Here is a 13809-nt window from a genome sequence, read left to right as displayed (position 1 = left end):
GGGGACAAGTCTGTCATGAGATTGGAAGGCGATTTGGCCGATTAGGACGAGTTTTTTGGCCGCTAAGGACATTCACGCTCTGAATACCCCTGATCCAACACGTGCAATTATCCGTTGCAAAATTTTGCACAATGCCCGTCGCTGCTTTATTGTTTAGGTCGTAAGCGGTCAACAAACAATAATAAAACCGAGGCGCACAGTGCCCATGACTCCTCAGATTCAATCGCTCTCGTCAGAGCGTGTAAACGAACGCTGCTTTTGGGCCCAAAGCATTGCCCAAGGGCTGGAGCTATACGGCAAGTCACTGCGTGACCTGCCAAGCGATCTACGTCAGCACTGCAAGGCGGCGGATCTGAGCCAGAACCACATCAGCCAGACTGACATCAATCGCCTCTGGACAGCTGCAGCCCGACTGTCACAGGACGAGTGCTTCGGCTTGCGCGTCGGCCATCACCACCAATCCAATACACTGTCCCTGCTTGCCCTGGCCGCCGCATCCAGCGAAACCCTGGGCGATGCGATTCAACGCGTGATCCGCTTTATGCCGGTGTTCAGCAGCCAGGTGCAGCTGTATTCGGTGGAGGATGACCAATACCTCACCCTGTATTTTCAACCACGTGGCAATCCACACCCGCAGCACATGGAAGCGGTGATGAGCCAATGCAACAAGATCTGGGAAGCATTGGGCATCGGCAAGGCATCGTTGATGCTCGAGGCGCGCCTGACCGGCGAGCATGAGCGCAACCGGGACCAGTGCGAAACCCTGCTGGGCAACCGGGTACGCTTGGGAGCCAAGCGCCTGTCTTTTCGCATTACCCGTCAACTGCTGCGCACTGCCCTGCCCAACGCCGACGCCTTTTTGCGCAAGCGCCTCGATAGCTCGCTTGAAGACATGCTCAGCGAATTGCCCAACGTAGACTTTGCCGAGCAGGTAAAACAGCGGATTCGCGTTCTGGTTGCCGAACGTGAAGTCTCTGAAGAGCTGGTGGCAACGCCGTTCAACATGAGCCCGCGCCACCTGCGTCGCAAGCTCAGCGAAGTGCAAACCACCTATGAAAAGCTGCTGGATGAGGTGCGCATGGAGCTGGCCATGCGGCTGATTCGCGAGGGAAAACTGAACCTGGGGCGTATCGCCTTTGAATTGGGCTTTCTGGACCCCAGCAGCTTTACCCGTGCGTTCCGCCGCTGGACCGGCATGAGCCCGACCAGCTTCCGCAGCCAGCAGAAGCAACCAGCGGTTCCCGGCGTCTAACCAAGGTAAAGAAGAGGCACCATCAGGTGCCTCACATTGTGTACAGGTCTCGGCACAGTACCTGGCGCACACCCCCTTCACCGATACATCGCCTACCCCAGTAGCCCTCAGAGCTGCCGGTGGGTGCACTGGCGATAAAAAAGGCCAAAGTCAATCCGCGATATACCCTCGCGCCAACAGGTTATGCAGGTGATCGAGAGGATCAGCGGGACCCTGGTCAGCTGAGGCTGGCCAAGGAAGCAGGTACTGTATTCATCAGGCGCAGCGTCGCATGCCGCGCAATAGATCAACCGAGGTTAGCTGCCTGCGGCGCAGGCAAGCGCAAACCGGTTGACCGCGAGCAACCAACAAAACAAAACCCCGCTCGATCTCTCGAGCGGAGTTTTGGGGTCTTGCTGACAGAGCGCCTTGCGACGCCCTGCGTTACTGCTATCAGCCTAACTCAGCGTACGCCCGAAGCGCGCAGCGCGGCCGGAGTGAACTGGTTGTAGCTGGGGTCGAAGTCATACTGCGGCGCAGAGTTTTCTTCGCTGTACATACCCAGCGCGATGTAGCGGCCGGCCAGCAGGTCATACAGGGTCTCGATGGAGTAGCCCGGGATCTTCTGCTGGTAGTTGAAGCCAAGGTGGCCTTCACCTACACGCCACAGAGTGCCGCGACCATCGTAGTGGTCTGCCAGCGAGATCATCCAGGAGTCTTCGTCCACAAAGAAGTTACGCTGTGCGTAGATGTGGCGCTGACCATCCTTGACGTTACCCTGCACCTCCCAGACGCGGTGCAGCTCGAAGCGCGTGAAGTCCGGGTTGATGTGGCCGGCTTGCAGTACGTCATCATATTGAACGCCAGGCTCGGTCAGCTTGCCGCTGTTGTACGGGATGTAGATTTCCTTCTTGCCAACCAGCGTCCAGTCGTAACGGTCCGGCGCACCGTTGTACATGGAGAAGTTGTCAGACGTACGCATACCGTCAGACGCGGTACCCGGGCCATCGTAGGCAACCTGCGGAGCACGACGTACGCGGCGCTGACCGGCGTTGTATACCCACGCCATGCGCGGCTCTTTCAGCTGATCCAGGCTGTCGTGTACCAGCAGTACGTTACCTGCCAGACGCGCCGGTGCGTTCACACGCTGTTTGAAGAACAGCAGCGTGTTCGGCATGGTCGATGCGTCCACGTCAGACATCTGCTCCGGGTAACCGACCTCTTCTTCCATCTTGATCAGAGTGAACGAACCGTTGGTTTGCGGCATGGCCTGCATGTACCAGCGGTGCACGTTCAGGCGGTAGCGGGTGTTGTGGTTCCAGACCACCTCGGCACCCGACTTCGGAATCGGGAAGGCAAACGAGCCATGGGCGAAGTTGGAAATACCATCACCGCCATTGACCAGCTTGGCCTGACCGGCCGTTGCCTTGACCTGATCATAGACCGACTGCGGGAAGCCCACAGAACGCTGGGTCTTGTAGATCGGCATGCGGAAAGTCTCAGGATAGCGCTCGAACAGCGCGACCTGACCAGGCGTCAGGTTGTCCTTGTACTGCTGATAGTTCTGAGCAGTAATCACGAACTCGGGCTGATCGTCCTTGTAGGGGCTTTCCAGGAAGTTGTTCGGCAGCGACTGACCCGCGTCAGTCGGCAGGCCGCCAGTCCACTCCGGAATGGTGCCAGCCGCGTTACCTTCTTTCTGTGCACCGATCGGCGTCAGAGTGGTACCCAGAGAATCGATTTCAGCCTGGGTCAGGCTCTGAGCCATGACGCCTGTTGCAAGCAGGCTGAACGCCAGACCACCGGCGCCGATGAGAGTTGTTTGCATACGCATATTGTTGTTCTCCTGTGGTCAGTCTTAGAAGCTTACGCTGAAGCTGACGGAAGCGAAGTCGCGGTCAACGGCGGTGTTGTACTTGCCGTCGAAGAAGTCGGTGTAGCTGATCGAGGCGTTGTACTTGTTACCGTAGTCAGCGTTCAGACCAACACTGATCGCCTTGGCGTCTTCGGTGAAGTTGGGGCCGTAACCTTCAACGTCGTGCGACCAGGACAGGTTCGGGCTCAGGTTGATACCGGCGATGACGTTGCTGTAATCCAGCGACGCGCGGATGCGGTAACCAGAAGACCAGGAGGTGTAGAAACCATCGTTCTCACACCAGCTTGCCGCATTCGGGGATCGACCCGGTGCAGCAGTACCCTCGTTGGAGGAACACTGTCCAGCCGGCAAGGCACCGAGGCCGGTATCGCCGTCAACGAACGGGCTCTGACCAAACAGAGAGTCACGACCAAACTTCACATCACCCAGACCGGAGATGTAGTTAACGCCAGCTTCACCAACCAGTGACAAACGGCTCGCGCCAAGCACTCGATCGAAGAACTGAATTACGCTGACCTGCGCTTGCCAGAATTCCTTACGCTGATAACCCGGAATGTAGGTGCCCGGGGCAACATCGGCATAATCGCGGTGCGTGTTATCGGCACCCAGCTGCAGAGCGGTACGGCTCATGTCGCCGGTGTTGATCTGCATCGGCATGTTCGGGCGATAGCTGATTTCACCGCCAACCGACGCGCCAGCAACACTGGTCTGGAAACTCACACCGTACAGGCGAATATCTTCAGGGTATTCAAAGAAGTAACCCGCACCACCCAGTGTACCGTCCAAGCCAGGAGTCGGAATGCCGTTGTTGAACGGACCAGCCAGGTCACCAGCGATGTTGGAGTAAATGGGGGTTCGGCTGTGATAGTTCATGGCGTAGAAGCCAAATTCCGAATCATTCAGCTCCGGAACGAACCAACGGAATGCCACACCAAACTGCCCCTCGTCTTTCGCTTCGCGATCTTTTTCGCTACGAGCGATGTAGGTAAAGTTCGGTTGCTGACCCTGAGGGAAATCAGTGCCATTGAAGACCAAGCGATCATTACAGCCTTTGGCCAAGGTATCGGAACCAAAGAAAGTACCGCAGTTATCCAGAACAGTCGGCGCCCACTTGAGCTGGTAGAAGGCTTCCATGCTCAGGTTTTCAGTCAGGCCCTGAGAGAAGTACAACATCTCGACCGGCAGCAGACCCTCCTTCAGCTCGGCACCCGGGCGGCGCAGAGCGGCCACGTCAATCGGGTTGATGGAGTTGATGGAGTTCTGGATAAAGGTAGACTCACCCCAGCTGACAACCTGACGACCAAGACGGACGTTACCCGGATTGTTGCCGATGAAGTAGTTGTGATAGACGAAAGCGTCCAGCAGCGCTACACCGGAAGCCTTTTGCAGCGGATCACGGCTGGAATCATCAATATCATAGAAGCGCTGACTGCCGTCTTTGGTTTCAAAGTCGTACCAGTACTTGCCACGGAAGAAGGCGCCGGAATCACCGTAACGCAGCTCCAGGTCGTGCACACCACGGAAAATCTTGGAGAAGACATCGCCAGCGTCATAGTTCTGACGACCGTCATCGGATGTACGAGCGGCCGCTTCACCGCCGTTGTTCACAGAAATAAAGCGCTTGTCGGCACCTTGGGTGGACATGCTGACGCCTACGGACAGCTGAGAATCCAGCTGAGCTTCGACTTCACCGATATTGAAAGCGACTGCGTTTGCAGCGCCAGAGAAAGTGGCCATGCCAATCGCCAGAGGCAATGCGGCAAGAGACCAGCCATGCATTTTTTTTGTCATTGTGCTGCTCCGTTTGGGTGACATGAACTCGCGCGAAGGGTGCGCGTTCAAGACCATGGCAGTCTGTCATGAGGCCAGCATCGATAACTTGTCCGATCCGGCCAACATATTTGCCCCGAAAGGACATTCAGCGAATGAATTGACACTATAAGTACAGACTGGGGAGCGCTTCACAATATCGCCCTGAAAATGCCATCTCTCGCCCCATAGAGCACGAAAATAGCGGTCTAGAGCCAACTGGCAGGATATCAAGAACGCACCCAAAAGGTGCGCGCTGCGCAGGCATTCCCGTCGGACTCACCCCCAACGTACACCCGACCCGAGCGGTCACCGGTTACAAAGCCAATACAATGATTGCAACATAATTCTGCAGTGCGGAACCCTGTACCGGGCTTTTGCAACGCCAGATTCTCGTTATACTGCGCGGCTATAAAAGACAAATTTCACTTTTGTCACAACAATGGTCAGGCAGGATGCAGTCGATGCTCGAAAACTCCAGCTCAGATTCCTTTGCTCACGTCCGTGAAAGCGCCTTCTGGGTCACCACTATCGAGCAGGCCCTGCGCCAGTACGAGCTGACCCTCGCCAGCTCTGCGCATCTATCGCACCTGCTGGACAGCCAAAGCAGCGCCCCCTGTTTTATCGATCAGCGCCTGTGCTCCCACGCCTGGGACGAGGCTGTACGCATCTCCGAAGACCCCCTGTTTGGCCTGCGCATTCACCGGGTATTTGCGCCCACGGCCTATGCAGCACTGGCGCTGGCTGCAGCAGCCAGCCCCCGCATGGAGGATGCCGTCGCCCTGCTGGAACGCTTTTTCAGTATTTTCAGCACTCAACTGAAGCTGGTCTCCCGCGCGGCCGAGGGCAAATTGCACCTCACGCTGCAGCCAGTGGGTAATCCGCACTGCCAGCACACCGATGCCGTGCTGGGCTACCTCAGCCGCTTCTTCAACCGCCTGGACGTCGGCAGCCAGGGCTTGTTGCAGCAGCTGCAGATACCGGGCTGCGCTGATGAACACATCGCCCGCCAGCTGTTCCATCGTAATGAGGTCGTCTTTGGCGGACCGCACACGCTGGTATTGGATCAAGCCTTGGTCAGGCAGCCCCTGCCAAGCGCCAGCCCCTTTATCCTGCCCAAACTGGTCGCCGCGCTTGAAACCATGCAGGCTGCCCTGCCCAGCCACGCCCTGACCGAGCAGGTCAGGCGCCGCATTCATCTGCTGTTGGGGTCAGGTGATATCAGCGCCGAACGGGTAGCGGAGCCGCTGAACATCAGTCCGCGCCACCTGCGCCGCAAGTTGAGCCAGGAAGGGACCAGCTACGAACAGCTGGCCGATGAAGTGCGACGGGAAGCCGCAATAAGGCTGATTGTGGACGGCCAGATGTCCCTGACCAGCATTGCCTACGAGCTGGGCTTTCTAGACCCGAGCAGCTTCACCCGCGCCTTCCGCCGCTGGACCAATATGAGCCCGACGGCGTATCGGCGCGAGCTGAGTCGCAGCAAAGGGGACTAGTGCGGCCTACGCAGAGAGCAAGAAAGGATATAAACGAGCGATCTGAAGAAGACAGAGACCTCCTTCAGATCGTTAGCAGACTTACTGCTGCTCCGGCTTGATAAACAACAGCGTCATCCGGTCACTTTCACCAATGGCCAGATAGTGCGCACGTTGCTCATCACCCAGACGCAGCGTGGGTGGCAGCGTCCAGACGCCCTCCGGATGCTCGGTGGTGTCGCGCGGGTTCTGGTTGGCCGGGCTGACCGATAGCAATTCAAAGCCGGCGTTACTGGCCAGCTCGCGTACCTTCTCCTCCGTGACATACCCCGAGTCGATCATCTGCTCCAGCGAGGTGCCCGCCTTGGCCCGGTGCTCGACCACGCCTAGCATGCCGCCCGGCTTGAGCGCCGCATAAAACTTGTCGAACATCACCTCAGCCTTGCCGTCACCCGCCGCCAGCCAGTTGTGCACATTGCGGAAGGTCAGCACCCGGTCGGCCGTACCAGGCTCGGTGATCGGTGTATCGACGTCATAGTTGAGCGTCGTCAGTTGCACCTGATCGTAACGCTCCGGGTGCTCTGCCAGCTTTTCCTCAAACTGCGCGCGCGAGCGCTTGAAAAAGCCGACCTCGCTATCCGGATCAAAGTGCGCGGCAATCAGTGTGCCCTGGTCGCGCAACAGCGGCGCCAGCACCTCGGTATACCAGCCACCGCCTGGCCAGACTTCCACCACCGTCTGCTCGGGCGTCACGCCAAAGAAGGTCAGCGTCTGCTCGGGATTGCGGTAAGCGTCGCGGGTGACATTGGTGATGGTGCGACCGCTGTTGCCCACGGCGGCGCGAATAGCGGCCACCTGAGCCTCGTCGAGCTGGGGCGGGGTAACCGCTGCGGGCTCTTGCGCCTGAACGGTAGCCGCGCAGAGCAGCAGGGCATAAGCTAGTTTTCGCATGGTTTTCTCTCTATGAAGGCGTGCGTTCTAGTCCTGAAACTACCAGACTGAAATCAGCTGGCTTGGTTCAGTTATGTAACAGATGCGCTTTACCGGGGTCTGTTACACGACAAACGAGGAGATACCGTGCGCGACACCCTGCCCCTGCTCAACACCCTGGACTTTCCGCCGCTACGCCGTGGCGCGCTGGACACGTTGCAGGTCAACCTCACCTACCGCTGCAACCAACGTTGCCTGCATTGTCATGTCAACGCCGGCCCAACCCGCACCGAGAGCATGTCGCCCGAACTGGTCGAGCTGCTGTGCGACGTCATTGACGCCCACCCGGTCGACACGCTGGACCTGACCGGCGGCGCACCGGAAATGCACCCGCAGTTCCGCACGCTGGTCAGGCGCGCCAGAGCAGCAGGTCTCAAGGTCATCGACCGCTGCAACCTGACCATTCTGTCCGAGCCAGGCCATGAGGACCTGGCGAACTTTCTCGCCGCCGAGCAGGTAGCCGTATCAGCCTCCCTGCCCTGCTATTCGCGCGACAATGTCGACAGCCAGCGCGGCGACGGCGTCTTCGAGCGCAGCATCGAAGGCCTGCGCAAACTTAATGCGCTGGGCTACGGGCAGCCTGACAGCAACCTTGAGCTGAATCTGGTCTACAACCCGCAGGGCCCGAGCCTGCCGCCACCGCAGCAGGCGCTGGAAGCGGACTATAAACAGCACCTGCAGGAAGACTTCGGCATCCAGTTCAACCACCTGCACACCATCACCAATCAGCCGATTGCGCGTTTTGGCAGCACCCTGGTCAGCCGTGGGCAGTTTGACAACTACATGCAGCTGCTGCGCGACAACTTCAGTGCAGACAACCTCGCCGGCGTGATGTGCCGGGGCACCGTCAGCGTCGACTGGCGCGGCTACCTGTACGACTGCGACTTCAACCAGATGCTCGACCTGCCCATGCCCGTCCTCGCGTCCGACCGCCCACACCTGCGCGAGCTGCTCGAGCAGCCACTGAACCAACACCCTATTGCCACGCGGGATCATTGCTTCGCCTGCACTGCAGGCCAAGGCTCCAGCTGCGGCGGTACGCTTAATTGAACAGGGAAGGACCATACACACCATGATGACCGGCGTCTTTTTTTGGGGTTTCCTGCTGGCCTACGGCGCGCTGATGTACTGGCTGTCGCCGCGCACTGTCACCATTGGCGGCTTTTTCAATGGCGAAGACAGCCAGGGCCGCCAGGCCTCGCCACTGCTGCTGACCACCAGCATCTTCATCAGCTGGATCTTCGCCAAGTCGGTCACCAATGCCGCCAATCTCGGTGCCGAGTTTGGTCTGGTCGGCGGCCTGGCCTACGCCACCTACTGGCTGTCCATCCCGCTCTGCGGGCTGGTGATCTACCGCCTGCGCCGACGTTTTCAGGCAACCAGCCTGGTCAGCTTTCTGACCAGCAACTACGGCCACGGCGCCGCGCTGGCGTTCTCGGCGGCGATTCTGATTCGCCTGTTCAACGAGGTCTGGAGCAACACCGCCGTGGTCGGCGGCTACTACGGCGACAGTGGCAGCCCGGCGTTTATCGGCGCAGCACTGCTGTTTACCGCTGTGACGCTGGCCTACAGCCTGCGCGGCGGGCTGCGCAGCTCAATCCTGACCGACGCGGCGCAGGCCGCGATCTTCGTCATCGCACTGGTTTGGGTGCTGGGATTGGTATTGCCGAATCACAGCACTGCCGAGCTGACCAGCACCAGCCACTGGGCGCTCAACGCCGGTGTGGATCTGTTTCTGGTCGCCTGCCTGCAGCTGCTGAGCTACCCCTTCCACGACCCGGTACTGACAGACCGCGGCTTTATCAGCGAAGAGAAATCCATGCTGCGCGCCTTCACCCTGGCTGGCGTGCTGGGCTTCGTTGCCATTCTGGCCTTCAGCCTGATCGGCGTGCACGCCACCCTCGGTGGCATCGAGGCCGGCGGCAACGTACCCGCAGCGCTGGCGAAAAGCCTCGGCGTTGGCGCGCTCATCGTGATGACGCTGGTGATGATCTCCGCCGCTGGCTCAACCCTGGACTCGACCTTCTCCAGCCTCGCCCGCCTCAGCGGCCGCGAGTTGCCCGCCCTGCTGCAGCGTGATCTGGGCCAGAAGGCGATTGGTGTCGGCATGGCCACCATGCTGGTGTTCGCCCTGCTCGGCAATCTGCCGATGCTCGCTGGCACCGACATTCTCAAGGCCACCACCATCAGCGGCACCATGGTCATCGGCTTGGCCCCGGTGTTCCTGTTGCACGGCTTCGTGCGGCCCACCCGTCTCGGCTTTCACCTGAGTTTCTGGACCGGCATCGGGCTGGGCGTTGCCCTCACCCTCGGCTGGATTCCGCAGAGCTGGGCTATTGGTGACGGTCGCTACGCGCTGCTGCTTGGTACCAACCTGTATGGGTTGATTCTGTGTACCGCCGGCTATCTATTGCCCGGCATGCTGACCCGGAGAGCCGCATGAGCAAGGGCCGCAGTTGCCCGGCAGACTATCGCCTGCCCGCCGAGACCTTCAGCGCCCCGGCAAACCTTGCGTGCGACGTGCTGTACGTGATCGGCGGGCTCTATGGCAACCGTCAGGCGCTGGACGCCATTGAGCGGCGCGTCGCTGGCGAACCCGGCGCAACAGCCGTATTCAATGGTGACGCCCACTGGTTCGACCGCGACCCGGCGGTGTTCAGCAACATCGAGCAACGTCTGCAACGGCACTACCCGCTGCGCGGCAACGTGGAAACCGAACTGGCCCGCGCGGGCGACGACTTTGGTTGCGGCTGCGCCTATCCGGAGCAGACCGACGCCGTCACGGTCGAGCGTTCCAACCGCATTCACCAGCAGCTGCAACATACCGTGGACGGCCTGCCCGGCATGGCGGAACAGCTCGGCGACCGCCCCGCCACCCTGGTAGCCGAGGTCGCCGGCGAGCGCATCGCCATTACCCACGGCGATGAGCAGTCACTGGCCGGCTGGCAGTGCGATCAGGCCCGACTGCAAAGCCTCGAACGCCAGCAGCAACTGGACCAATGGTTCACGGAACACCACATCCGTGTGCTGGCCTGCAGCCACACCTGCAGCCCGGCCGCGCTGAGCAACGGCGAGTGGGCGGTGATCAACAACGGTGCCGCCGGCATGCCCAACTTCAACAATGGACGCTATGGCCTGATCACCCGCATCGCGCGCACTGCTTCCGCCGCCGCGCTCTACCGCGCGCAAGTCGGCTCGCTGGTGGTCGAAGCACTGCCCGTCACTTACGATCAGCGCGCCTTTGCCGCTGAGTTCAAACGCCAGTGGCCTGACAACTCACCCGCTGCGCTGTCGTATTGGCAGCGCATCAACCAAGGAACCGACATGACACCCGAACAGGCCTGCATCAGGGGCTTTATCCTCGCGAGCACGCTCTGTGCGCTGGAGATGCTGCCATGAACCTGCGTCGTCTGTTGCTGCTCGCCGTGGTCGTGGCGCTGGTCGCAGGCTTCTTTGCCTCGGGTCTGCAGCAGCACCTGAGCCTGGATGCGCTGAAAGCCCAGCAGCAGGTTCTTGACCAGCAGGTGAGCGACCAGCCAATACTCGCCAGCGCCCTGTATGTGGGGCTCTATGTGCTGGTGACGGCGCTGTCGCTGCCCGGCGCCGCGCTGCTGACCCTGATCGGCGGCGCCCTGTTTGGCCTTGGCTGGGGTCTGCTGCTGGTGTCCTTTGCTTCCACCGCCGGGGCGACGCTGGCGATGCTGATCAGCCGCTTTCTGCTGCAGGACTGGGTTCAGCAGCGCTTTGGCTCACGACTGGAACGCATCAATCAGGGCATCGACCGCGAAGGCGCGTTCTACCTGTTTGCCTTGCGGCTGGTGCCGGCGTTTCCGTTCTTTCTGATCAATCTGGCCATGGGCCTCACCCGCCTGCCCGCCCGTACCTTCTGGTGGGTCAGCCAGCTCGGCATGTTGCCCGGCACCCTGGTTTACGTAAACGCCGGCCGCGAACTCGGGCAGCTGGACTCACTGGCCGGCATCCTCTCGCCGGGCCTGCTCGGCGCCTTCGTGCTACTGGGGCTGTTCCCGCTGATTGCCCGGCGCCTGCTGGACGTGATCAAGGCCCGTCGAGTCTACAAAGGCTGGCAAAAGCCCACACAGTTCGACCGTAACCTGGTGGTGATTGGTGCCGGCAGCGGCGGACTGGTCAGCGCCTACATTGCCGCAGCGGTCAAGGCCGACGTCAGCCTGATCGAGAAACACGCCATGGGCGGCGATTGCCTCAACACCGGCTGCGTGCCCTCCAAGGCGTTGATTCGCTCGGCCAAACTGGCCGCCGAGGTTCGCAAGGCGCCCGCGCTGGGCTACAGCCACGCCGAGGCAACCGTCGACTTTGCCGCGGTGATGGAACGCGTCCAGCGGGTAATCAAGCAGATCGAGCCGCATGATTCGGTCGAGCGCTATACCGACCTCGGCGTCGACGTGATCACCGGTGAGGCGCGCATCACCTCACCCTGGCACGTCGAGGTAAACGGGCGCAGCATCAGCACGCGCAATATCATCATCGCGGCCGGTGCACGTCCCCTCGTACCGGACCTGCCGGGGCTCGGCAGCGTACCGATGGTTACTTCAGACACCGTCTGGAACCTGCGCGAGCAACCGCGCCGGTTGCTGGTGCTCGGCGGCGGCCCGATCGGCTGCGAGCTGGCACTGGCCTTCCAGCAGCTCGGCTCGCAGGTCATCCAGGTTGAGCGCGGCAACCGCCTGCTGCCCCGTGAAGACGCCGACGCCAGCGAGCTGGTGACGGTCAGTCTCGGCAGCGCAGGGGTCGATCTACACCTGAACCACCAGGCCGAGCGCTTTGAACTGCGTAATGGCACGCCAACCGTTCTCTGCCGCTCGCAGGACAGCGACCAGTCAGTAGAAATCGAGTTTGACTGCGTGCTGGTCGCCCTCGGCCGGGTAGCCAACACCAGCGGCTACGGCATCGAAACGCTGAACCTCGCGGTGCGCGACAACGGCACACTGGATACCAACGAGTATCTCGCCACCCGCTTCCCCAACGTTTTTGCCGTGGGGGATGTCACCGGCCCGTACCAGTTTACCCACGCAGCATCGCATCAGGCCTGGTATGCGGCCGTCAACGCGCTGTTCGGCAGCTTCCGCCGCTTCAAAGTGGATTACCGGGTGCTCCCGCACTGCACCTTTACCGACCCGGAGGTCGCCCGCGTCGGGCTGTCGGAAACCGAAGCGCAAGAGCAAGGGGTGGAATATGAGGTAACCCGCTACGGTATAGACGACCTCGACCGTGCTATTGCCGACGAAGCCGCAGAAGGCTTCGTCAAAGTGCTGACCGAGCCCGGCCGCGACCGCATTCTCGGCGTCACCATCGTCGGCGCCCACGCCGGTGAGCTGATCGCCGAATACGTGCTGGCGATGAAGCACAACCTCGGCCTGAACAAGATCCTCGGCACCGTGCACAGCTACCCGACCCTGAGCGAAGCGAACAAATACGCCGCCGGCCAATGGAAACGTGCCCATCAGCCGGAACGCCTGCTGCAGTGGGTCGCCCGCTTTCACGCCTGGAGGCGCGGTTGAAGCTGTCGATCATCATGCCGGTGCGCAACGAAGCTGCCGGCATCGTCGATGCCCTTACGCCGCTGCAACCGCTGCGCGGCGAGCTGGAACTCATTCTGGTCGATGGCGGCAGCAGCGACGATACCGTCGCCCTCGCTGCGCCGCTGGTGGATCAACTGATCCAGTCTGCGCCGGGCCGGGCCATCCAGATGAATGCAGGAGCCGCCATTGCGCAGGGCGAATGGCTGCTGTTTCTGCATGCCGACACGCAACTGCCAACGAACTTTCTTGAGCTGCTGCCAGCAGCGGACGCAGCAAGCCAATGGGGGCGATTCGACGTGCGCCTGTCTCCCTCATCGCCCATGTTGCGCGTAGTCGCCTGGATGATGAACTGGCGCTCTCGTCTGACCGGTGTATGCACCGGGGACCAGGCGATCTTTGTGCGCCGCGCACTGTTCGAGCAAGTCGGTGGCTACGCGCCAATACCGCTGATGGAAGACATCGAACTAAGTAAGCGCCTACGCCCCCACGGCAGACCGCTGTGCCTGCACGAGCGGCTGACCACCTCCAGCAGGCGCTGGCAGCAAAACGGCACCCTGCGCACCATCGTGCTCATGTGGTGGCTGCGCTGGCGCTACTGGCGCGGCGCGCCGGTGGAGAAACTCGCGCAGCGCTACTAGTTGGAAGCTGGAAGCTGGAAGCTGGAAGCCAAGCATGGTGCAATGGAGCAGGCATCGGGGCAAGACAGCTGACCGCGCGCGCAACCCGCGAACCTGCCCCGCCCAAACTACTCTACGCTTGTAGCTTGTAGCTTCTTTCGACAATCCCCTAGGGTCTGTTGACGTTTCGTTCGTCCGCCTGTTGCTGCCTGTAAGGTCGTCAATCAAGAAGCGAGGAGCGCAGTTTGTTCAA

General features: G+C 60.8%; 10 protein-coding genes. 7 read left to right on the top strand and 3 right to left on the bottom strand.

The window, feature by feature from the left end:
- Positions 1-205 precede the first annotated feature (205 nt).
- Entirely contained in the window at positions 206-1252 is a 1047-nt protein-coding gene (locus ASB58_RS04325) for an AraC family transcriptional regulator (protein WP_118129466.1), read from the top strand.
- Between the two features lie 442 nt (positions 1253-1694).
- Here the strand turns inward: ASB58_RS04325 and ASB58_RS04320 are convergent, their stop codons facing one another.
- Together ASB58_RS04320 and ASB58_RS04315 are read right to left on the bottom strand one after the other, a co-directional pair.
- Positions 1695-3065, bottom strand: coding sequence for a DUF1329 domain-containing protein (locus tag ASB58_RS04320; RefSeq protein WP_407920654.1), 1371 nt, complete (start codon positions 3063-3065; stop codon positions 1695-1697).
- A 24-nt stretch (positions 3066-3089) separates the two neighbouring features.
- Positions 3090-4898, bottom strand: coding sequence for a DUF1302 domain-containing protein (locus ASB58_RS04315; protein WP_118129465.1), 1809 nt, complete (start codon positions 4896-4898; stop codon positions 3090-3092).
- 482 nt (positions 4899-5380) lie between these two features.
- Here ASB58_RS04315 and ASB58_RS04310 point away from each other — a divergent pair, with 482 nt between their 5' ends.
- Entirely contained in the window at positions 5381-6412 is a 1032-nt protein-coding gene (locus tag ASB58_RS04310) for a helix-turn-helix transcriptional regulator (RefSeq protein ID WP_181977862.1), read from the top strand.
- An 81-nt stretch (positions 6413-6493) separates the two neighbouring features.
- Here ASB58_RS04310 and ASB58_RS04305 read toward each other — a convergent pair whose 3' ends face one another.
- Positions 6494-7342, bottom strand: coding sequence for a class I SAM-dependent methyltransferase (locus tag ASB58_RS04305; protein ID WP_096003706.1), 849 nt, complete (start codon positions 7340-7342; stop codon positions 6494-6496).
- Between the two features lie 126 nt (positions 7343-7468).
- Between ASB58_RS04305 and arsS the strand changes: the two genes are divergently transcribed.
- The 5 genes from arsS to ASB58_RS04280 are packed head-to-tail and all read left to right on the top strand — an operon-like array spanning position 7469 to position 13577.
- Entirely contained in the window at positions 7469-8431 is a 963-nt protein-coding gene (gene arsS / locus ASB58_RS04300; RefSeq protein WP_118129463.1) for an arsenosugar biosynthesis radical SAM (seleno)protein ArsS, read from the top strand.
- Between the two features lie 22 nt (positions 8432-8453).
- Positions 8454-9824, top strand: coding sequence for an SLC5/6 family protein (locus ASB58_RS04295; protein WP_118129462.1), 1371 nt, complete (start codon positions 8454-8456; stop codon positions 9822-9824).
- Complete coding sequence (locus ASB58_RS04290) at positions 9821-10780, top strand: metallophosphoesterase family protein (RefSeq protein ID WP_118129461.1); 960 nt, start codon at positions 9821-9823, stop codon at positions 10778-10780. Before ASB58_RS04295 ends, ASB58_RS04290 begins: the two co-directional genes overlap by 4 nt.
- Positions 10777-12918: a dihydrolipoyl dehydrogenase family protein gene (locus ASB58_RS04285; protein ID WP_118129460.1), complete on the top strand. Its 2142-nt coding sequence runs from the start codon at positions 10777-10779 to the stop codon at positions 12916-12918. The genes ASB58_RS04290 and ASB58_RS04285 overlap by 4 nt, the downstream gene beginning before the upstream one ends.
- The gene (locus ASB58_RS04280; protein ID WP_328587538.1) at positions 12915-13577 is read left to right on the top strand and encodes a TIGR04283 family arsenosugar biosynthesis glycosyltransferase; all 663 of its coding nucleotides are present in this window, start codon (positions 12915-12917) and stop codon (positions 13575-13577) included. The genes ASB58_RS04285 and ASB58_RS04280 overlap by 4 nt, the downstream gene beginning before the upstream one ends.
- Positions 13578-13809 lie beyond the last annotated feature (232 nt).

The sequence above is a fragment of the Pseudomonas abyssi genome, assembly GCF_003444685.1.
GTDB lineage: Bacteria > Pseudomonadota > Gammaproteobacteria > Pseudomonadales > Pseudomonadaceae > Halopseudomonas > Halopseudomonas abyssi.
This window is presented reverse-complemented; position numbering and strand designations above follow the sequence as displayed.